19 protein-coding genes, 5 tRNA genes and 1 pseudogene are annotated in these 20,635 nt (G+C 61.7%); 20 read left to right on the top strand and 5 right to left on the bottom strand.

The window, feature by feature from the left end; translation table 11 throughout:
* The first annotated feature begins 178 nt into the window (after nt 1-178).
* From CAF90_RS15805 to CAF90_RS29580, 10 genes are all read left to right on the top strand, one after another.
* The gene (locus tag CAF90_RS15805; RefSeq protein ID WP_007957803.1) at nt 179-1,204 is read left to right on the top strand and encodes an NAD(P)H-dependent glycerol-3-phosphate dehydrogenase; all 1,026 of its coding nucleotides are present in this window, start codon (nt 179-181) and stop codon (nt 1,202-1,204) included.
* An 18-nt stretch (nt 1,205-1,222) separates the two neighbouring features.
* Entirely contained in the window at nt 1,223-1,570 is a 348-nt protein-coding gene (locus CAF90_RS15800; RefSeq protein WP_007957804.1) for a DUF4389 domain-containing protein, read from the top strand.
* Nucleotides 1,567-2,019 carry a phosphohistidine phosphatase SixA gene (gene sixA, locus CAF90_RS15795; protein WP_007957806.1) on the top strand — a complete coding sequence of 151 codons (453 nt, stop codon included), beginning with the start codon at nt 1,567-1,569 and terminating at the stop codon, nt 2,017-2,019. Before CAF90_RS15800 ends, sixA begins: the two co-directional genes overlap by 4 nt.
* A gap of 81 nt (nt 2,020-2,100) precedes the next feature.
* The gene (locus CAF90_RS15790) at nt 2,101-3,756 is read left to right on the top strand and encodes an AMP-binding protein (RefSeq protein WP_085607377.1); all 1,656 of its coding nucleotides are present in this window, start codon (nt 2,101-2,103) and stop codon (nt 3,754-3,756) included.
* A 31-nt stretch (nt 3,757-3,787) separates the two neighbouring features.
* Complete coding sequence (locus CAF90_RS15785; protein ID WP_007957810.1) at nt 3,788-4,231, top strand: hotdog fold thioesterase; 444 nt, start codon at nt 3,788-3,790, stop codon at nt 4,229-4,231.
* Nucleotides 4,232-4,349: 118 nt separating this feature from the next.
* Entirely contained in the window at nt 4,350-5,156 is an 807-nt protein-coding gene (locus CAF90_RS15780; RefSeq protein ID WP_085607375.1) for an alpha/beta fold hydrolase, read from the top strand.
* Nucleotides 5,153-6,007: an alpha/beta hydrolase gene (locus tag CAF90_RS15775; protein ID WP_085607373.1), complete on the top strand. Its 855-nt coding sequence runs from the start codon at nt 5,153-5,155 to the stop codon at nt 6,005-6,007. The genes CAF90_RS15780 and CAF90_RS15775 overlap by 4 nt, the downstream gene beginning before the upstream one ends.
* Nucleotides 6,008-6,134: 127 nt before the next feature.
* Nucleotides 6,135-6,941: a DUF4892 domain-containing protein gene (locus CAF90_RS15770; protein WP_007957816.1), complete on the top strand. Its 807-nt coding sequence runs from the start codon at nt 6,135-6,137 to the stop codon at nt 6,939-6,941.
* A 70-nt stretch (nt 6,942-7,011) separates the two neighbouring features.
* Complete coding sequence (locus CAF90_RS15765) at nt 7,012-8,052, top strand: AI-2E family transporter (protein WP_039772850.1); 1,041 nt, start codon at nt 7,012-7,014, stop codon at nt 8,050-8,052.
* A gap of 243 nt (nt 8,053-8,295) precedes the next feature.
* Nucleotides 8,296-8,577 carry a hypothetical protein gene (locus tag CAF90_RS29580; RefSeq protein WP_170929388.1) on the top strand — a complete coding sequence of 94 codons (282 nt, stop codon included), beginning with the start codon at nt 8,296-8,298 and terminating at the stop codon, nt 8,575-8,577.
* 219 nt (nt 8,578-8,796) lie between these two features.
* On the opposite strand, the gene xopAW is transcribed toward CAF90_RS29580, so the two are convergent.
* The 3 genes from xopAW to CAF90_RS15750 form a co-directional block, all read right to left on the bottom strand.
* Entirely contained in the window at nt 8,797-9,654 is an 858-nt protein-coding gene (xopAW, locus tag CAF90_RS15760) for an EF-hand domain-containing protein (protein WP_085607371.1), read from the bottom strand.
* A gap of 110 nt (nt 9,655-9,764) precedes the next feature.
* A complete protein-coding gene (locus CAF90_RS15755; protein ID WP_085607369.1) occupies nt 9,765-10,814 on the bottom strand; it encodes an ATP-binding protein in 1,050 nt (349 codons plus the stop codon).
* Nucleotides 10,814-11,563, bottom strand: coding sequence for a response regulator (locus CAF90_RS15750; protein WP_085607468.1), 750 nt, complete (start codon nt 11,561-11,563; stop codon nt 10,814-10,816). The genes CAF90_RS15755 and CAF90_RS15750 overlap by 1 nt, the downstream gene beginning before the upstream one ends.
* A 295-nt stretch (nt 11,564-11,858) precedes the next feature.
* On the opposite strand from CAF90_RS15750, the gene pyrF reads away from it, so the two are divergent.
* Nucleotides 11,859-12,557, top strand: coding sequence for an orotidine-5'-phosphate decarboxylase (gene pyrF, locus CAF90_RS15745; RefSeq protein WP_007960372.1), 699 nt, complete (start codon nt 11,859-11,861; stop codon nt 12,555-12,557).
* A 52-nt stretch (nt 12,558-12,609) separates the two neighbouring features.
* On the opposite strand, the gene CAF90_RS15740 is transcribed toward pyrF, so the two are convergent.
* Nucleotides 12,610-13,614: an NADP-dependent oxidoreductase gene (locus CAF90_RS15740; protein ID WP_085607367.1), complete on the bottom strand. Its 1,005-nt coding sequence runs from the start codon at nt 13,612-13,614 to the stop codon at nt 12,610-12,612.
* 228 nt (nt 13,615-13,842) lie between these two features.
* Here CAF90_RS15740 and CAF90_RS15735 point away from each other — a divergent pair, with 228 nt between their 5' ends.
* The 4 genes and pseudogenes from CAF90_RS15735 to CAF90_RS29910 all read left to right on the top strand — a co-directional run bounded on the left by CAF90_RS15735 (nt 13,843) and on the right by CAF90_RS29910 (nt 18,272).
* Entirely contained in the window at nt 13,843-14,604 is a 762-nt protein-coding gene (locus tag CAF90_RS15735) for an SDR family oxidoreductase (RefSeq protein WP_007917441.1), read from the top strand.
* Between the two features lie 194 nt (nt 14,605-14,798).
* Entirely contained in the window at nt 14,799-16,199 is a 1,401-nt protein-coding gene (locus CAF90_RS15730; protein ID WP_085607365.1) for a PLP-dependent aminotransferase family protein, read from the top strand.
* Nucleotides 16,200-16,307: 108 nt separating this feature from the next.
* A pseudogene (locus CAF90_RS29915) lies at nt 16,308-17,363 on the top strand (methyl-accepting chemotaxis protein); the annotation flags it as partial.
* Nucleotides 17,364-17,390: 27 nt separating this feature from the next.
* Nucleotides 17,391-18,272 carry a methyl-accepting chemotaxis protein gene (locus CAF90_RS29910; RefSeq protein ID WP_371857318.1) on the top strand — a complete coding sequence of 294 codons (882 nt, stop codon included), beginning with the start codon at nt 17,391-17,393 and terminating at the stop codon, nt 18,270-18,272.
* Between the two features lie 669 nt (nt 18,273-18,941).
* On the opposite strand, the gene CAF90_RS15720 is transcribed toward CAF90_RS29910, so the two are convergent.
* Nucleotides 18,942-19,700: a hypothetical protein gene (locus tag CAF90_RS15720; protein WP_011335462.1), complete on the bottom strand. Its 759-nt coding sequence runs from the start codon at nt 19,698-19,700 to the stop codon at nt 18,942-18,944.
* Nucleotides 19,701-20,088: 388 nt separating this feature from the next.
* Between CAF90_RS15720 and CAF90_RS15715 the strand changes: the two genes are divergently transcribed.
* The 5 genes from CAF90_RS15715 (at nt 20,089) to CAF90_RS15695 (ending at nt 20,635) form a co-directional block, all read left to right on the top strand.
* Nucleotides 20,089-20,164, top strand: a tRNA-Glu gene (locus CAF90_RS15715).
* 2 nt (nt 20,165-20,166) lie between these two features.
* Nucleotides 20,167-20,242, top strand: a tRNA-Gly gene (locus CAF90_RS15710).
* 104 nt (nt 20,243-20,346) lie between these two features.
* Nucleotides 20,347-20,422 (top strand) — tRNA-Glu (locus CAF90_RS15705).
* Nucleotides 20,423-20,425: 3 nt separating this feature from the next.
* Nucleotides 20,426-20,501, top strand: a tRNA-Gly gene (locus CAF90_RS15700).
* 58 nt (nt 20,502-20,559) lie between these two features.
* A tRNA-Glu gene (locus CAF90_RS15695) sits at nt 20,560-20,635 on the top strand.

Genomic DNA, 20,635 nt, shown 5'->3' with positions numbered 1-20,635 from the left:
AAGAATTGGCGCGCATGTTAACCGAGGACGACCACTTTTCCAGTCACGTTGCAGGCATTTTCCTCGGTTTTATTGGTCTTCTTCCTACAAGTGCGGGTAATTGACGCCGGGGCTGTCCGAGAAGGGGACGCTCCGTATAATGCCGGCATCGCCACTGGTATGGATTAACGGATTACATATGACTGAACAGCGCCCGATTGCGGTCCTGGGAGGCGGAAGTTTCGGTACCGCCGTGGCCAATCTGTTGGCCGAGAACGGCCATCAAGTCCGGCAGTGGATGCGTGACCCCGAGCAGGCAGAGGCCATCCGGGTCAATCGCGAAAACCCGCGTTACCTCAAAGGCATCAAGATTCTGCCGGGCGTGACTGCGGTCACCGACCTGCAGGAAACCCTCGACGCCTGCGATTTGTGTTTCGTCGCGTTGCCGTCCAGCGCGCTGCGCACGGTGTTGGCGGCGCACGCCGAACGCTTGAGCGGCAAGATGCTGGTCAGCCTGACCAAAGGCATCGAAGCCCACACCTTCAAACTGATGAGCCAGATTCTCGAAGAGATCGCCCCGCAAGCGCGCATCGGCGTGCTGTCCGGGCCGAACCTCGCGCGGGAAATCGCCGAGCACGCGCTGACCGCCACCGTGGTCGCCAGCGAAGATGAAGAGCTCTGCAAAGCGGTGCAGGCCGCGTTGCATGGCCGCACTTTCCGCGTCTACGCCAGCGCCGACCGTTTCGGCGTTGAACTGGGCGGCGCGCTGAAAAACGTCTACGCGATCATTGCCGGCATGGCGGTGGCGCTGGAGATGGGCGAGAACACCAAGAGCATGCTGATCACCCGCGCCCTGGCCGAGATGACCCGGTTTGCGGTGAATCAGGGCGCCAACCCCATGACCTTCCTCGGTCTGGCCGGGGTCGGCGATCTGATCGTTACCTGCTCGTCGCCGAAAAGCCGCAACTATCAGGTCGGTTTTGCCCTCGGTCAGGGCTTGAGCCTCGACGAAGCGGTGTCGCGCCTCGGTGAAGTAGCCGAAGGAGTCAACACCCTGAAAGTGCTCAAGGCCAAGTCTCAGGACGTCGGTGTGTACATGCCGCTGGTCGCCGGATTGCATGCGATTCTGTTCGAAGGGCGCACGCTTGAGCAGGTGATCGGTCTTCTGATGAGAGGCGAGCCGAAAACCGACGTCGACTTTATTTCCACCAGTGGTTTCAACTGATTCAGCAGGGAGCAGGGCATGAACGATCCGAAAACCGAAGCCAAATATGAATCCATCCTCCTGCGGGTGTTGTGGATGATCGTCTACGTGCTGGTCTGGCAGGTAGCGCAGTTCATCCTCGGTGCGGTGGTGCTGGTGCAGTTGATCTATCGTTTGATCTATGGCGCCCCGAGCGCCAGCCTGATGAATTTCGGCGACAGCCTGAGCCAGTTTCTGGCGCAGATCGGTCGTTTCGGCAGTTTCCACAGCGACCAGAAACCCTGGCCGTTCGCCGACTGGCCGACGCCGCGTACTCCGGAAGGTGAAGCGCCACACGTTGTTGCGCCGGCACCGCATCCGGCCCGGGATGAGGAACCCAAGCTATGAAACTCTGGGTATTGCGTCACGGTGAGGCCGAGCCCTACGGCTCGCGCCCCGACTCCGAGCGAGAACTGACCGCCCACGGTCGCAAGGAAGTGTTGAGCAGTGCGGCCCGTTTGATGGGCCAGCCGCTGACCGCCATCTACGCCAGCCCGTACCTGCGGGCGCAGCAGACGGCGCAACTGGTGCGCGAAGCCCTCGGCTTCGAGCCGGAGATCCGCACCGTCGAGTGGCTGACCCCGGAAGTTGACCCGGACCGCGTGGCCGAGCAACTGGTGTCGGTGAGCAACGTGCTGCTGGTCAGCCACAATCCGCTGGTGGGCAATCTGCTCAGCTACCTGCAACACGGCGCGGGCTACCCACCGGAAAAGGTCAGCACCGCCGGGCTCGCCGAGCTTGAACACAGCGAATTGCTGATCGGCTCGATGACGCTCAACAGCCTTAAACATCCCTGAAATTTTTTGTACGAAATAGTCAACCAAGCACTTGCTTGGTTGACTACGCTTGCTCCAGACCAAAAAACAGGAGCGAGTCGAATGTCTTCCGCCTTCCGTTTGCCGCTGGACGTGTTTTACGAACGCGAGGCCCGGCACCCGCGTCAGCGTTTTCTGGTGCAGCCGATCGGCGGCGGGCAGGTCGAGACACTGACCTGGGCCGACGTCGGCCATCAGGCCCGCTGCGCCGCGCACTGGTTGCGCTCCCGGGAATTGCCGCAAGGCAGCCACATCGCCCTGATCTCGAAAAACTGCGCGCACTGGATCATCGCCGATCTGGCGATCTGGATGGCCGGGCATGTCTCGGTGCCGCTCTATCCGAACCTCACTGCCGAATCGGTGAATCAGGTGCTGACCCACTCGGAAAGCGTGCTGGCGTTCATCGGCAAGCTCGATGACTGGCCGGGCATGTCGCCAGGCGTGCCGGCGGGTCTGACGATGGTCAGCCTGCCGCTGCATCCACCGGGCACGTTCGATTTCAACTGGGACGACGTGCAGCGCAGCTCGCCGATCCAGGACGATCCGCGTCCCGCCGCCGAGCAACTGGCGACCATCATTTACACCTCCGGCACCACCGGCCTGCCCAAGGGCGTGATGCACAGCTTCGCCAATCTCGGGTTCGCGACGACGCGCGGCACGCAGCTGTTCGGTCTCAATGAGCACGACCGGCTGCTGTCGTATCTGCCGCTGTGTCATGTGGCCGAACGGATGTTCGTCGAGCTGGCGTCGATCTATACCGGGCAGACGGTGTTTTTCGCCGAGAGCCTCGATACTTTCCTTGCCGATCTCAAACGGGCGCGACCGACGGCGATGTTCGGTGTGCCGCGGATCTGGACCAAGTTCCAGATGGGCGTCTACAGCAAGATCCCGGCGAAACGTCTGGACTTTCTGCTCGGTCTGCCCTTTATCGGCAAACGCATCGGCCACAAGGTGTTGGCCGGATTGGGGCTGGATGCCTTGCGCGTGGCGCTGTCCGGTGCGGCGCCGGTGCCGCTGACCCTGTTGCGCTGGTATCAGAAACTCGGGCTCGACGTGCTGGAGGTCTACGGCATGACCGAAAGCTGCGGTTATTCGCACATCTGCCTGCCGGGGCAATACAAGGAAGGCTGGATCGGCCGGCCATGTCCTGACGTGGAAGTGCGCATCGATGAGTCCGGCGAAGTGCAGGTGCGCAGCCAGGCGAACATGCTCGGCTATTTCAAGGAACCACAGAAAACCGCCGAAACCCTCACCGAAGACGGTTTCCTGCGCACCGGCGACAAGGGCGAGCAAGACGCCGAAGGGCGTTTGCGCCTGACCGGGCGGCTCAAGGAAATCTTCAAGACCAGCAAGGGCAAGTACGTCGCCCCGGCGCCGATCGAAAATCGGTTGGCGGTGCATTCGCGGATCGAGCAGGTCTGCGTGGTCGGCGATGGCCTGAGTGCGCCGCTGGGGTTGTGCGTGCTGTCGGCCGTGGGCCGGGAAGAGGCCCGCGCGCCGCTGCATTCGAGCCTGGAAAAATTGCTGGAGGAGGTCAACGCCGTACTCGACAAGCACGAGCGTCTGCGCCGGCTGGTGGTGGTCAAGGACAGCTGGGCGGTGGAGAACGGTTTTCTCACGCCGACCTTGAAGATCAAACGCAACATCATCGAAGACACCTACGGGGCACGTTTCGAAGAATGGAGCGAGCGCAGCGAGGCGGTGCTGTGGCAGGATTGAGCGTCGATCAAAACAACAAAGGAAGCCTGCGATGACCTTGTGGCGCACCACTCCGAACATCGAGCAGTTGAACGCAATCCAGAAAAACACCATCGGCGAAGTGCTGGACATTCGCTTCGAGTCCTTCGACGAGGAATCGCTGACGGCCAGCATGGTCATCGACCATCGCACCCACCAGCCTTATGGCCTGCTGCACGGCGGCGCCTCGGTGGTGCTGGCGGAAACGGTCGGCTCGATGGCCAGTTATCTGTGCATCGATGCCAGCAAGTTTTATTGCGTCGGCCTGGAAATCAACGCCAACCACTTGCGCGGACTGCGCAGCGGGCGGGTGACGGCGGTGGCCAAACCGATCCACATCGGTCGCACAACCCACGTCTGGGACATCCGCCTGACCAGCGATGAAGGCAAGGCCAGTTGCGTGTCGCGCCTGACCATGGCGGTGGTGCCGCTGGGAGAACAACCGCCGGCGCGTTGATGGCCGAAGCGTCATAGCCCTGACCGGACTGTCATCATTCCTGGCAGTTACGGTCATTGCTGTGGGACGCGGTCTTACGGACAATCAACGCCTGTTTTCCGCTCATGGATTTGCCGGTATGTCGCAACCGATCTTCTTCGCCCACGCCAATGGTTTCCCTTCGGGCACCTACGGCAAACTGTTCGCGGCGCTGGCGCCCGAGTACCGGGTCGCGCATCTGGAACAACACGCCCATGACCCGCGTTTCCCGGCGGGTGACAACTGGTACCACCTGGTCGACGAACTCATCCATCATCTTCAACAACAAGATGAACCGGTGTGGGGCGTTGGCCATTCCTTCGGCGGCATGTTGCATCTGCACGCCGCACTGCGTTGCCCTGAACTGTATCGGGGCGTGGTGATGCTCGATTCGCCGGTGCTGACCCGCACGGATCAATGGGTGATCCGCGCCGCCAAGCGCTTTGGTTTCATCGACAAACTGACTCCGGCCGGTCGCACGCTGGGGCGGCGCGAAGAGTTTGCCGATCTGGACAGTGCCCGTGGTTATTTTGCCGGCAAGACGTTGTTCCGCAGCTTTGATCCGGAATGTTTCGATGCCTACCTGCAACACGGTCTGCACAAGGTCGGCGACAAGCTGCGCCTGCGCTTCGATCCTGCGACCGAGATCAGCATCTATCGCGGCGTGCCGCACACCAGTCCTGCGCATACCCGGCAATTGAAAGTGCCGCTGGCGGTGGTGCGCGGGCACAAGAGTCGCGTGGTAATGAACCACCACACCCGCTTCGTCGGGCGCCTGCCTCAGGGCGAGTCGCTGACCGTGCCTGGCGGGCACATGTTTCCGCTTGAGCGCCCACAAGACACCGCGCAATTACTGAAAAGCCTGTTCGATCGCTGGGAGCGCCGGCAAGACAAGGATTGCGCATGAACCCCGGCGTCGAAGAAGTGCGCCTGAGCCTGCCGCATATCGAACTGGCCGCGCACCTGTTCGGCCCGGAAGACGGGTTGCCGGTGATCGCCCTGCACGGCTGGCTGGACAACGCCAACAGCTTCGCGCGCCTGGCGCCGAAGCTCAAAGGCCTGCGCATCGTCGCGCTGGATATGGCCGGTCACGGGCATTCCGGGCACCGGCCGAACGGCGCCGGTTATGCATTGTGGGATTACGCCCATGACGTGCTGCAGGTCGCCGAGCAATTGGGCTGGAAACGTTTCGGCCTGCTCGGGCATTCCATGGGCGCGATCGTGTCACTGGTGCTCGCGGGGTCGTTGCCCGAGCGCATCACCCATCTGGCGTTGATCGACGGGGTGATTCCTCCTACCGACAAAGGCGAAAACGCCGCCGAGCGCATGGGCATGGCCTTACAGGCGCAACTCGATCTTCGGGAAAAGCGCAAACCGGTCTACAACACCCTCGACCGGGCCATCGAGGCGCGGATGAAAGGGCTGGTGGCGGTCAGTCGCGAAGCGGCTGAACTGCTGGCCCAGCGTGGGTTGATGCCGGTGCCCGGGGGTTACACCTGGCGCACCGACAATCGTCTGACGTTGCCGTCGCCGCTGCGTCTGACCCAGGAGCAGGCGATGGCGTTCGTGCAGCGCATTGCCTGTCCCGCGCAGTTGGTGGTCGCTGCCGACGGCATGCTGGCCAAACATCCGGAGCTGCTGGAACGTCTACCCTTTGACCGGGAACAGCTGCCGGGCGGGCATCATCTGCACCTGAACGATGAAGCCGGGGCCGACCTTGTCGCAGACTGTTTCAATCGGTTCTTCGCCATTCCTTGACTTGCTCCCGGCAACTGTCGAGGCTGGGCAGGTTGAAATGGGAGACAACCAAGATGGATTTCTACACCGCTGCGACTTCGAACTGCCCTCAAGGCACCCAGGCCATGCCCCTGCGATGAGCCTGTCCATGCGATCTATCAGTCTGCTGGCGCTGTGCTGTTTCAGTCCCTTTCTATTCGCTGCCGACCTGCCGGGCAGTCAGGACCTGCCGATCGTGCCGCGTGTGGCCGATGCGCAGATCGTCGACTATCGCCCCGCCGTGGAGCTGGAGCGGATCTACCCGCTCGGCTCGATCCGCAAGATCAGCGGCCAGTTGCGTTTCGACGGCCAGGTCAGCGCCCGGGGGCAAACCACCTCGGTGACCTACGAATTGCCGCCGGAACATTCCGCCACCGAAGCCTTCACTCTCGCTCGCGAAGCCCTGCAAAAGCAGGATGCGCAGCTGTTGTTCTGGTGCCAGGCCCGGGATTGCGGCGAGAGCAGCCTGTGGGCCAATGAGGTATTCGGCAACGCCAAGCTGTACGGTGCCGACGAGCAGCAGGCCTATCTGCTGCTGAGGCTCGCGGCTCCGCGCGACAACACGCTGGTGGCGCTGTACAGCATCACCCGGGGCAATCGCAAAGCCTATCTGCATGTCGAACAGTTCGAGGCGCTGGCACCGCTCGGTGACCTGCTGCCGACCTCGGCCACGCTGCTGCGGGAACTCAAAAGCACCGGTGAGCTGGACTTTCCAAAGCTGGCCGGCGATCCGGATGACACCTGGCTGCGCTTGTTGTCCCGGGGTCTGAACCTCGACACCACCTTGCGGGTGACGGTGTCCGGGCCGAAAGCCGAGGCCTGGCGGCAAGCGCTGATCGGGCAGGGCGTGCGCGCCGCGCGAATGGAAACCGGCAGTGTTGATGGCGAAGGTCTGCGCATCGATCTGTTGCGATAAGGTGTCTTTGGCGGACACGCTCGACGTGTTCGCCTACTCTTTGCCTGACTGATTTTTTTCGAGATTTCACATGCCCAATAATGATCGTCTGCTGGTGCAGATCCTGTTGCTGGTGCTGTTTGGTGCCAGTTTCTGGGTGATGGCGCCGTTCTGGTCGGCGCTGTTCTGGGGCGCGGTGCTGGCGTTCGCCAGTTGGCCGCTGATGCGCTTGCTGACCCGCTGGCTCAATGGCCGGGAATCCCTGGCGGCCCTGGTTCTGACCATGGGCTGGATGTTGCTGGTAGCGGGGCCGCTGGTGTGGCTCGGCTTTAACCTGGCCGATCACGTGCGTGACGCTACGGCGTTTATCAAGGATGTGCAGGTCGACGGGCTGCCCGAGGCACCGAGCTGGCTGGGCGGCGTGCCGTTGGTGGGCGAACGGCTGGTGGGGATCTGGAACAGCATCGATCAGCAGGGCGCGGCCCTGATGGTGACGGTCAAACCTTATCTGGGGCAGGTCGGCAACTGGTTGCTGGCGCGCAGTGCGCAGATCGGCAGCGGGATTCTCGAGCTGACCCTGAGCATTGTCTTTGTGTTCTTTTTCTACCGTGACGGGCCGCGATTGGCGGCGTTCGTGCACAGTCTGCTGGAGCGCTTGATCGGTGATCGGGCCGGGTATTACATCGATCTGGTGGCCGGTACGGTGCAGCGGGTGGTCAATGGGGTGATCGGTACGGCGGCAGCGCAAGCGGTGCTGGCGCTGATCGGGTTCCTGATTGCCGGGGTGCCGGGTGCGCTGGTGCTGGGGATTGTGACGTTTTTGCTCAGTCTGATTCCGATGGGGCCGCCGCTGGTGTGGATTCCGGCCACGGCTTGGCTGGCCTGGAAGGGTGAGTACGGGATGGCGGTGTTTCTCGGGATCTGGGGGACGTTCATCATCAGTGGCGTGGATAACGTGCTCAAGCCGTATCTGATCAGCCGGGGCGGGAATCTGCCGTTGGTGATTGTGTTGCTTGGGGTGTTTGGCGGGTTGATTGCGTTTGGGTTTATCGGGTTGTTTATTGGGCCTACGCTTTTGGCTGTTGCTTATAGTTTGTTGACGGATTGGAGTAAGAGTCAGGCTCGGGTTTGAGGCTTTGGACTTGGCGGCCTTTGGGCCGACCAGGTTTTGGGTTGACTGTGTACATATCCGTTTCTTCGGTAACGGCGGCTTATGGTTTCGCCCTTACGGCGAGTCCCTTTGGCAAACGCCCCAAAGGAACCAAAGGTCTGGGCCCCTGCGTTCGGCGCCTCGCTGTGGCTCGGTGTTCCTTCGTTCTGGGATTCATCCGGGGGCATCGCCTACGGTTTGCTTCGCTGCACCTCCTCTCGATGCATGCGGCTGCGCCGCACGGTCGCTGCGCTCCCACCCCCGGATAAATCCCTCCACTCAGCCTTCCGATGGGGCCGACACGTCAAGAGCGGTACTCGAGCTAACGCTCATTGTGTTGAGTGGTGGGAAGCCAAAGCAAAAGCGAAAGCAGAAGTTTATGTGGAAGCTGGTGCTGGTGCTGGTGCTGGTGCGGAAGTGGACGCTGCCGCCGATGCTGATGCCGATGCCGATGCCGATGCCGATGCCGATGTTGGTTTTGGTGTTGGTGTTGGTGTTGGCGCGTAGGTATGAGTGGACTTATGTGCTTCAAAACCCGAGTTCACCTCGGTATCTCACGTCGGCGGATCTCTCCCAAACACCTCGGTCGGTTCCCTCTCCCTCTGGGAGAGGGCTAGGGTGAGGGCCGCTTTGATGACACACCGCAGAGCCAAAGCAAACCACTCACCCAGCCAGAGTTAATCGCCCCTCAAGTCTTGACCCGAAAGCGATCCTCTTCACCCAATCTCAAGTCGCCACATTCAAATACTTGCCCACCGACGCAGTGCTTTCGAGCGAGTACTGCTTGCTCAGATTGGCAATCATGCGGTTCAGCGCTTCGGTGGTGGTTTGAGTATTGCTGGCAGTCTGTTCGTCATCCGGGCGTTCGCGACCTGCATGCAGTGCAGCTTTCAGTTCGTCGCTGCTGACGCCTCCGCTGCTGTCGCTGTCCAGCACTTTGAGCAGTGCGGTGGCGGTGTCGGTGTTGTTTGAGGAGGTGCTGTCGCTGGTCTGCAGCGCGCTGTTCAGTTCGGTGGCGGTAACAGTGCCGTCGCCGTCTGCATCGAGTTGGCTGAAGAGTTCGTCGCTGGAGGCTTGCGGTGGTGGGGGTGGCGGTGGGGTGAGGCTGGCGGCGAGTTCGTCCTGGCTGACGACGCCGTCTTCGTTTTTGTCCAGGGCCGAGAAGATTTTGCTGCTGTCGGCGGTGCTGCCGGCGCTGGTCAGGCCGTTGCTCAGTTCGTCGCTGCTGATGGCGCCGTCGCCGTCGGCGTCGAGGGCGCTGATCAGGGCATCGGCCAGTTCGGTGTTCGGCGCTTGGTCGTGGGGCGGTGGCGGCGGAGGCGCCATGGCGGTCATTTCTTCGGCGCTGAGGCTGCCGCTGGAATCGCTGTCCAGATCGCCGAATTGTTTGCTCAGGCTGACCAGCAGGCCGTCGTTGGACTTTTGCGACAGGGCGCTGCCCAGTTCGTCCTGATCCACCGCGCCGTCGCCATTGCTGTCGAGTTTGGCGAACAGTTCCTTTTGCAGTTGCTGGCTGCGGGCGTTCTGGGTGGAGGTGCTGCTGGTGCTGGTATAGCTCGTGTAGTTGCTGACGCTACCGATCATCGGGCTCACTCCTTGGACTGGAAAACCGGTGGGTGTACCGGCTTATGCAGCCTCCAGTCGCAAGGTGTCGTGGGTATGTGGGGTTTGTACCGGTCGGTACACAGTCGGGATCAGTGGCGGGGCAGTTGGATTACGGCAGTCAGGCCGCCGCCGGGTGTTTCTGTCAGGGTCAGTTGTCCGCCCTGGCGTTGCGCGGCTTCCCGGGCGATGGTCATGCCCAGGCCGACGCCGCCGGAGTTGCGGTTGCGTGAGCCTTCGAGGCGGAAGAACGGTTCGAATACGGTTTCACGCTTGTCTGCCGCGATGCCCGGGCCGTGGTCGATGACGCGGATCAACAGTTGTTCGCGCTGGTCTTGCAGTTCGATGTGCGCTTGGCCGGCGTAGCGCAGGGCGTTGTCCATCAGGTTGTTGATGCACGAGCGCAGCGCCATTGGTTGTACCTGCAAGGGGGCGCAGTGGCCGCTGACCTGCACGTCGGCACCTTGATCCTGGGCGTTTTCGCACAGTGATTCGACCAATGCCTGCACGTCCATCAATTGCAAGGCTTCGCTGGTGCGCTGTTCGTGCAGGTAGGTGAGGGTGGCGTCGAGCATGCCGATCATGTCGTCCAGATCCTGGCGCATCTGGCCTTGCAGCTTGTCGTCGTTGATGTTTTCCAGGCGCAGTTTCAGCCGCGACAGCGGGGTGCGCAGGTCGTGGGAGACGGCGCCGAGCATCCGCGCCCGTTGCTGCACCTGTTCGCGGATGCGGTGTTGCATCAGGTTGAACGTGTGTGCGGCCTGCCGGGCTTCCCGGGGGCCGGTTTCGTCCAGCGGCGGGCTGTCGAGGTCTTCGCTCAGGCGCTCGGCTGCATCGCTCAGGCGCTGGATCGGCCGGGTCAGCAGCTTGGCGCCGTACCAGGCGGCGATGATCAGCGAGATGAACTGGAAGGTCAGCGGCACGATCGGTCCGCCGAACCAGGGGCGCGGCGGACGGGGCGGGTAGCGTGGATCCTGCGGCGGCTGTTTGCCGTCGATGGTTTCCGAGAACTCCGGCGGCGGAGGTGGTGGCGGCGGACCGTAGAGGCGGAACCATGCAAAGGCCAGCAAGTGCGCCAGGACGATCGCCACCAACAGCACGCCGAACAGACGGCCGAACAGCGTGTCGAAGCGCGCCCGCATCAGCCGATGTCTCGCGCGTCGAACAGGTAGCCTTCACCGCGTACGGTTTTGATCAACTGCGGGGCTTTCGGATCGTCGCCGAGTTTTTGCCGCAGGCGCGAGACCAGCAGGTCGATGCTGCGGTCGAAGGCTTCGATCGAGCGGCCACGGGCGGCGTCCAGCAACTGTTCGCGGCTGAGCACCCGGCGCGGACGTTCGATGAACACCCAGAGCAGGCGGAATTCGGCGTTGGACAGCGGCACCACCAGACCATCGTCGGCGATCAACTGGCGCAGGACGCTGTTCAGGCGCCAGTTGTCGAAGCGAATGTTCGCACGCTGTTCGGTGCGATCGTCGCGCACCCGGCGCAGAATTGTCTGGATCCGCGCCACCAGCTCCCGAGGTTCGAACGGTTTGGCCATGTAGTCATCGGCGCCCAGTTCCAGGCCGATGATCCGGTCGGTGGGTTCGCAGCGGGCGGTGAGCATCAGGATCGGGATGTCCGATTCAGCGCGCAGCCAGCGGCACAGCGACAGACCGTCTTCGCCGGGCAGCATCAGGTCGAGCACCACCACGTCGAAATGTTCGGCCTGCATCGCCTGGCGCATGGCCGCGCCGTCGGTGACGCCGCTGGCGTGAATGTTGAAGCGGGCCAGGTAGTCGATCATCAGTTCGCGGATCGGCACGTCATCGTCGACGATCAGGGCACGGATGCTCCAGCGCTTGTCGTCTTTCTGCTCGTCGTTCACGGAAGCTTGGGAGTTGTGCATGAGGCTGTTCATCTGCCAGTAGGCCGCCAACCACAAAGATAGGCTGCGAGGTTGTGGTTTCAGCATAGGCGTCCGGCCGTGAGGCGGGAAGGGCTGCTGTAAGGACTTGTTGCGGCTGGCGAGGCTAGCGCGGGCGCATGTTGCCGGCGTGTCGGTTGTGTATCGGGTTCGACACAATACCCTGCAAGGCTATGCTGATCACGGTTGGCGCGACGATTTACCGATCATCGGGTGCCGCGCCGCCGCCGGTTCCGCTACAATGCGCGCCGATTTCGACTTGCCTGAGAGCCCATCCATGTCCGCCTGCCAGACTCCTATCATCGTCGCCCTGGATTTCCCTACCCGTGACGCCGCACTGAAGCTGGCCGACCAGTTGGACCCGAAACTGTGCCGGGTCAAAGTGGGCAAGGAACTGTTCACCAGTTGCGCCGCGGAAATCGTCGGCACCCTGCGTGACAAGGGTTTTGAAGTATTCCTGGACCTTAAATTCCACGACATTCCCAACACCACGGCGATGGCGGTCAAGGCCGCTGCCGAGATGGGCGTGTGGATGGTCAACGTTCACTGCTCCGGCGGCCTGCGCATGATGGCGGCCTGCCGTGAAGAGCTGGACAAGCGCAGCGGCCCGCAGCCGTTGCTGATCGGCGTGACCGTGCTCACCAGCATGGAGCGTGAGGATCTGGCGGGTATCGGTCTGGACATCGAGCCGCAGGAGCAGGTGCTGCGTCTGGCGGCACTGGCCGAGAAGGCCGGGATGGACGGTCTGGTGTGCTCGGCGCTGGAAGCCACTGCGCTGAAAACCGCGCATCCGTCGCTGCAACTGGTGACCCCGGGGATTCGTCCGGCGGGCAGCGCCCAGGACGACCAGCGTCGCATCCTGACCCCGCGTCAGGCGCTGGATGCCGGTTCCGACTATCTGGTGATCGGCCGTCCGATCAGCCAGGCGGCGGATCCGGCCAAGGCACTGGCCTCGGTGGTTGCCGAACTGGCCTGAGCGAACAGCTGAAGCATCAAAGAAGGGAGCCCGATGGCTCCCTTCTTTGTTTTCAGACCTTCAACACCAGCTTGCCGAAGTTCTCGCCGCTGAACAGTTTGCCCAGGGTTTCCGGAAAGGTTTCCAGGCCTTCGACGATGTCTTCCTTGCTCTTGAGCTGACCTTTGGCCATCCAGCCGGCCATTTCCTGGGCGGCACTGGCGTACTGCGCGGCGTAATCCATCACCACGAAACCTTCCATCCGCGCGCGGTTGACCAGCAACGACAGGTAGTTGGCCGGGCCTTTGACCGCTTCCTTGTTGTTGTACTGGCTGATCGCGCCGCAGATCACCACACGCGCCTTGAAGTTCAGGCGGCTCAGCACCGCGTCGAGGATGTCGCCGCCGACGTTGTCGAAATACACATCCACGCCTTTCGGGCACTCGCGCTTGAGGCCGGCGAGCACGTCTTCGCTCTTGTAGTCGATGGCGCCGTCGAAGCCCAGTTCATCGATCAGGAACTTGCACTTGTCCGCGCCACCGGCGATGCCGATCACCCGGCAGCCTTTGATCTTGGCGATCTGCCCGGCGATGCTGCCCACCGCGCCCGCAGCGCCGGACAACACCACGGTGTCGCCGGCCTTCGGTGCGCCGACATCGAGCAGGGCGAAGTAGGCGGTCATACCGGTCATGCCCAGTGCAGACAAATAAACCGGCAGCGGTGCCAGTTTCGGATCGACCTTGTAGAAACCTCTTGGCTCGCCGAGGAAATAATCCTGCACGCCAATGGCACCGTTGACGTAGTCGCCGACGGCAAACCCCGGATTGTTTGACGCGACGACTTTGCCTACGCCCAGCGCGCGCATGACTTCGCCCAGACCCACCGGCGGGATGTAGGATTTGCCTTCGTTCATCCAGCCGCGCATGGCCGGGTCGAGGGACAGGTATTCGTTCTTGACCAGAATCTGCCCCGCCGCCGGCTCGCCGACCGGTACTTCCTGATAGGTGAAGGTCTCGCGGGTGGCGGCGCCCACCGGGCGTTTGGCGAGCAGGAACTGGCGATTGTTCTGGTTGGTCATGACAGGCACTCGAATTGAATGAAGCCTTGTTGATAGACCTTCATGGGCGATGCCGCAAGGTTGGCTCACGGGGCGAATGCAGGCTGATCCAGTACGGTGATAGTCCCCGGCGGGGTTTCATCACTGCGATTCATGCAAGCCTAACCGGCCTTTTGATAGTGCTGACGTCACTCAGGCCCCTGTGGCTATGCTGCCTTCATCAATCCCCCCGCATTCGAGGACATAACAATGAGCATGACGTTTTCCGGTCAGGTAGCCGTCGTCACCGGCGCGGCCAACGGCATCGGCCGCGCGACGGCCCAGGCATTCGCCGCCGAAGGTCTGAAAGTGGTGGTGGCCGATCTGGATGCGGCCGGGGGCGAGGGCACCGTGGCGCTGATTCGTACAGCCGGTGGCGAAGCGACCTTCGTGCGCTGCAACGTGACCGTCGAAAGCGAAGTGAAAAATCTGATGGACGAGGTGATCAATACCTACGGCCGTCTCGACTATGCCTTCAACAACGCCGGGATCGAGATCGAGAAGGGCAAACTGGCCGAAGGCTCGATGGACGAGTTCGACGCGATCATGGGTGTCAACGTCAAGGGCGTCTGGCTGTGCATGAAGTATCAGTTGCCGTTGCTGCTGGCTCAGGGCGGCGGGGCGATCGTCAACACTGCGTCGGTGGCTGGATTGGGCGCTGCGCCGAAGATGAGCATCTACGCCGCCTCCAAGCATGCGGTGATCGGCCTGACCAAGTCGGCCGCGATCGAATACGCCAAGAAGAAAATCCGCGTCAACGCCGTATGCCCGGCGGTGATCGACACCGACATGTTCCGCCGTGCTTATGAGGCCGACCCGAAGAAAGGCGAATTCGCCAACGCCATGCACCCGGTCGGTCGCATCGGCAAGGTCGAGGAGATTGCCAGCGCCGTGCTGTACCTGTGCAGCGATGGTGCGGCCTTCACCACTGGCCATTCGCTGGCAGTGGATGGCGGCGTGACCGCCTTCTAAGGAAGCGTCGACTGATACAAAAAAGGACCCGCCCATCGGCGGGTTTTTTTCGCCTCGGGAGCGGTTCCGTGAATCCGCTAAACAATGTGTTTCAAATGGTGAGAACGGAGGCTTTTGGCGGTTTTGTCGCACAGCCTCAAGGGCGTGGCTGTGATTTACTGCCGCCAGCAAAACGGACAGGAGTTTGCGTGCTCATGGAATTGAGAATTGACCGACTGGCAATGGTGCCGGTCGTACAGCAGATTGTTGACGGGTTGACCGAGTGGATCATGCAGGGGCAGGTGCCGCCGACGACGCGTCTGCCCTCCGTGCGAGAGATTGCGCGGTGCAATCTGCTCAGCCAGTCCTGCGTCATGGAGGCTTGCGAGCGCCTGGTGGCGCAAGGGGTACTGGCCTCGCGTCAGGGCTCGGGATTCATGGTGGCGGCTTCGTTGCCCGGGTGCTGCAAGGCGATCGATGGCTCCGGGTGTGAGGGGGAGCGCAGCGGGAGTGATCCCGCCGCCCGATGGCGCGGCGGTTTGACGCTGGGAAGTGGCGTCCTGCCGGAGAGTTGGCGCGAGCCAGATGATCTCGGCTATGCGATCCGCGAGGTGACGCGCGCCGACATGGCCAGTCTGTTCAACTACAGCACGCCCATGGGGCTGCCGGCGTTGCGCGAACAGATCGTCAAGCGCCTGGGATTGCTGAGTATCAAGGCCGTTGAAGAACAGGTAATGACCACCGCCGGCGCCAGCCACGGACTGGACCTGATCGTGCGTACCCTGTTCAAGGCCGGTGATTGCGTGGTGGTCGAAACCCCCGGTTATGCGCCGCTGTTCGATCTCCTGCGTTTGCACGGCGTGCGCATGCTGGAGGTACGCCGCACGCCGGGCGGGCCGGATCTCGAGGCGCTCGAAGCGTTGCTGCAGCAGTTTCGGCCCACAGCGTTGTTCATCAACAGTCACCACCACAATCCCACGGGCAGCTGCCTGCTGCCGGCCGTCGCGCGACGGATCCTGGAGTTGAGCAGGGCCTACGATCTGCGGCTGATCGAAGATGATGTCTACGCTGACCTGCATAACGGCAGCGGCACTCGACTGGCAGCGCTGGATGACGAGGGGCGGGTGATTTATGTCGGCAGTTTTTCCAAGACCCTGAGCAGCTCGCTGCGGGTGGGATTCGTGTTGGCCGACGGCGAACTGATCGAGCGGATGGCGCGGGTCAAGATGATCAGTTGCATGGGCACCTCGAGGTTTTGCGAGGCGGTGCTGGCCGGAATGCTGGCCAGTGGCGCCTATCGCAAACTGGTGCAGCGCCAGCGCCAGCGTCTCAATACCGATCGTGCGGCGGCCTTGCAGGCCCTGGAGGATGCCGACTGGGAAGTGTTCGGCAAGCCCACGGGCGGCCTGTTCATCTGGGCGCGCGCGCCGCTGGCCGATGAGGCGCACTTGCGCAGGCATGCCTCGCGCTGCGGGGTGCAGCTGTCTTGTGCAACGTCGTTCAGCCCCAGTGGCGAAGCCTGCGACTGGCAGCGCATCAACGTGGCTTACGCCTGTGATCCCCGGGCACGACAGTTTTTTCGCAGCACCACCGTGGATCGACCTCAAGCGTTCTGAAAACGACGCGTGCGTAGCTTTTTGCCATTATTCCGACGCCAGAGACTTGTGCTGGTTCAAGGCCGTTGCGAATCTTCGACAACAGACTATGGCAGGGGACTACGCGCAATGATTTCGGCCGTGCAAGGACGTTTTGCCAACCTCGGTATGGCAAAAAAACTGGGTATCGGGTTTGTGCTGGTGTTGCTGCTGACTGCACTGGTGGCAGCCATTGGCGTCTGGTCCCTGCAAACCATCAGTCAGCGCTTCGACGGCCTCAAGCAGATGTCGTCGCTCAACAGTGGTTTGCTCAAGGTGCGGCTGCTGGAGCAGGACTACGCCTTGCACGGCAACCCGAAAACCGTCGATGCCTTGCATGAGGGTGTCGACGGTCTGATCGCCATGGCCGACCAACTCAAGATTTTGTCGCCGGGCAATGAGTCGGTCATGAACGACGTCCAACAGTCATTGGGCGCTTACCGCAAGGCGTTCGATGAGTTCGTCTCGTTGTCCCAGGCTAAGGACCTGGCGCTGGAAATGGCCAGTTGGTCGGTGTCCAGCGTCGCCAACAATCTCGACGTGTTGCAGGCCGGTCTGGCCGACGACGGCGCGTACACCCTGAAAGACAGCGAGGGCAAGGACGGGGCGCAATTCATCGAGCAGGCCGGCCAGGTCAGCCAGGTCTCACGCTTGATGTTGCAGGCAATGAACGAAGCCCGGGTGCGTCTGGATCAGAGTCGCAAGGGTGACGACAGCGCCGGTCAGGGCAATATCGAGCAGGCTGCGCAAGCCCAGGCCCAGGCTGAGCAGCTCAAGTCTACGGTCAAGGACGAGGGTTACCTGACGGTGCTCAGTGAGGTCTCCGGGCACATTGCCGGTTTCAGCGACAAGCTTGCCGAGTACACCGGGTTGCTGGCCCAGGAAAAGACTGTCTATCAGCAGTTGCATCAGCGTGCCGACGAAGTCGTGGCGCGGGTCGATCAGGCGTATGTCGCGCAAGACGGCGCCATGCAGGGCGAACTGAAAAAGAATTCGGTGCTGATCATTGGCTCGTCGGCGCTGGCGTTGCTGGTCGGGCTGATTGCGGCGTGGGTGATCACCCGACTGATTGTGGCGCCGTTGCGCAGCGTGATCCATGTGGCGCAACAGATTGCGGCCGGCGATTTGAGCGCAACGATCGAGGTCTCCCGGCGGGACGAAATTGGTCAGTTGATGCTGGCCATGCAGCAGATGGGCGCGGGTTTGAGCACGATTGTCAGCGGGTTGCAGGCGGGGATCGAACAATTGGCCAGTTCGGCGCAATCGCTGTCGGCTGTGACCGAACAGACCAACCTTGAGGTCAGCAGCCAGAAAGAGGAAACCGAACAAGTCGCCACGGCCATGAACCAGATGACCGCCACCGTGCACGATGTGGCGCGTAATGCCGAAGAGGCGGCGCTCGCGGCGCAGACCGCCGATGGCAAGGTCGAAAGCGGCCAGCAGGTGGTGCGTCAGAGCATGGCGCGGATCGAGCAACTGGCGGATTCGGCGACATCGGCCAGTTCGAGCATCGAAAGCCTCAGTGCGGAAATCCAGAACATCGGCACGGTGCTGGGGGTGATCAAGAGTGTCGCCGAGCAGACCAACCTGCTGGCGCTCAACGCGGCGATCGAAGCGGCGCGGGCGGGCGAGCAGGGCAGGGGCTTTGCGGTGGTCGCCGATGAGGTGCGGGCGCTGGCCCGGCGCACGCAGCAGTCGACCGAGGAGATCGAGCGGTTGGTCAGTGCCCTGCGTTCGGCGGCGCATTCGTCGGTGCAGCAGATTCAGAGCAGTGGTGAGCTGGTGAAGCTGGCGGTGAGTGATGCGTTGCAGACCGAGAGTGCGTTGGGGAGTATTGCGGCGGCGGTTTCGTTGATTCAGCAGATGAATCAGCAGATTGCGGCGGCGGCCGAGGAGCAGAGTTCGGTGGCGGAGGAGATCAATCGCAGTGTGACGAGTATTCGGGCGAGTGCGGATCAGTCTTCGATTGCCATGCGGGGGAATGCGGCTTCGAGTGTTGAGCTGGCGCAGTTGGGGAGTGAGCTCAAGGGGATGGTGGGGCATTTTCGGCTTTGATTTGGACTTGGCGGCCTTTGGGCCGACCAGGTTCCCGTTTTATTGCGTTCATATCCGTTTCTGCGGGTGCTGCGGCTGGCGGTTTCGCCCTTACGGCGAGTCCCTTTGGCAAACGCCCCAAAGGAACCAAAGGTCTGGGCCCCGGCGTTCGGCCCCTCGCTGGGGCTCGGGGTTCCTTCGTTCCGGGATTCATCCGGGGGCATCGCCTCCGGTTTGCTTCGCTGCACCTCCTCTCGATGCATGCGGCTTCGCCGCACGGTCGCTGCGCTCCCACCCCCGGATAAATCCCTCCACTCAGCCTTCCGATGGGGCCGGCACGTCAAAAGCGGTACTCGAGCTAACGCTCATTGTGTTGAGTGGTGGGAAGCCAAAGCCAAAGCAGAAGCAAGAGTAGAAGAAGCAGAGGAAAATGCAGAAGGTGCAGAAGGTGCAGAAGGTGCAGGGTGCAGGGTGCAGCAGGTGCAGCAGGTGCAGCAGTGTGAGTTGAGTTGCATACGTTTCAAAACCCGAGTGCGACTCGGTATTTCACGTCGGCGTACCTCCCCCAGTCACCTCGGTCAGTTCCCTCTCCCTCCGGGAGAGGGCTAGGGTGAGGGCGCTTTTGATTTTTGATCTTTCTCGCGGGCAATAAAAAAGCCACCTCTCGGTGGCTTCTCTTTTTGACTGCACTCAGTCGTAAATCACTTTCTTCTTCCAGTCCGCATCAGCCTCGACATCTTTGAGGCCGGCAGTCAGTTGGTTTTCTTCGCCTTCGACCGGGGCGATTTTGTCCATGACCTGGGCGTTGGCGCGGGCCAGGAGTTTTTCCAGGTATTGGAGTTGTTCGGCGTAGATTTGCGGGTCCTGCTGTTTGCGCAGGTATTGCACGCCGCGTTCGAAGGCGAGGCGGGCCTGGCCGGGTTGGTTTTGCTGGAGGGCATGTTGGCCTAGGTTGTTGAAGAACTCGATGTGCAGGAGTACGAGTATGTGGCGTACTTCGCGGATCCAGTGTTTGGCTTCGTTCGGTGGCAGGAAGCCGTCCTGGGCGGCGCGGGTGATCTGGCCGTGGAGGGCTTCGAGGAGGAAGCGGACGTCTTTGGCCTTGGCTTCGGTCTGGATCGGGGCCGGTGGGTTGTTGACCGGGATCGATTCGCCCTGGGCGACGAGGGCGCTCAGTTCGGTGATGCGGGCCTTGGTGGTGGCGCTGGTCTTTTCCAGGTTCAGCAGGCGCTGGCAGACGTTCAGCTCAAGGCGGGTCAGCAGCAGCTTGAGGGCCGGGGTCATGAACTGGCCGGGGAAGGTTTCGGTCAGTTCGCCGCAACGGCGCAGGCGGTCGTTGAGTTCGACCTTGGTGCGGGCCTTCTCCAGTTTGGTGTTTTCCACCACATGGTTCATGTAGCCAATGGCGATCAAGATTGCGATCCCGGCTATGACTAGCAGGGTGATCATGAGTGGTGTCACCGGTAAGACCTCTTTATAGGGTTCGCGTGCGAGTGTAGTGGCTTGGCATAGAGGAGCCTAGCGCCGCTCGACGGGTTTGGATCGGCGAAGCTGAATCTGTATCGGCCAGGAACCGGCTTATATAAATGCTGGCCCTTGGGGTGCAGATTGCCATCACCTGTGCCGTGGACTATAACGCCTTGGCGAGTGTCGGAATATAGGCGTCAATCGTCGGGCGACGCAAAAGCCTGAAACGGCTGGTAAAGCAGGTCGAAGTCATTGATTTAAATAAATTTATATCTGGGGGTTGACGACCTTTCAATCCATCCATAGAATGCGCGCCACTTGCAGCGTAAAGCACACAGCGAAACGCGGCAGGGAGTGAATGTTGTAGTGTGTCCCCTTCGTCTAGTGGCCTAGGACACCGCCCTTTCACGGCGGTAACAGGGGTTCGAGTCCCCTAGGGGACGCCAATGCGGGAATAGCTCAGTTGGTAGAGCACGACCTTGCCAAGGTCGGGGTCGCGAGTTCGAGTCTCGTTTCCCGCTCCAATTTTAAACAGCAACGCTTTCGGGCGGTGCTGAGTGAAACCAGAACCCAATCTTCGGAGACGGATCTGGACACCGAAACACACACCATGTGTTCCGGGTAGCGTGTCCCCTTCGTCTAGTGGCCTAGGACACCGCCCTTTCACGGCGGTAACAGGGGTTCGAGTCCCCTAGGGGACGCCATTTGCGGGAATAGCTCAGTTGGTAGAGCACGACCTTGCCAAGGTCGGGGTCGCGAGTTCGAGTCTCGTTTCCCGCTCCAAATTCAAAAAGCGCCGCTTTGCAAAGAGCGGCGTTTTTATTAGTGAAAGTTGTAGCCTGTCCCCTTCGTCTAGTGGCCTAGGACACCGCCCTTTCACGGCGGTAACAGGGGTTCGAGTCCCCTAGGGGACGCCA

Origin of the sequence: Pseudomonas sp. B37(2017) (assembly GCF_002112885.1) — a bacterium.
Taxonomy (GTDB): Bacteria; Pseudomonadota; Gammaproteobacteria; order Pseudomonadales; family Pseudomonadaceae; genus Aquipseudomonas; species Aquipseudomonas paraglycinae.
This window is presented reverse-complemented; position numbering and strand designations above follow the sequence as displayed.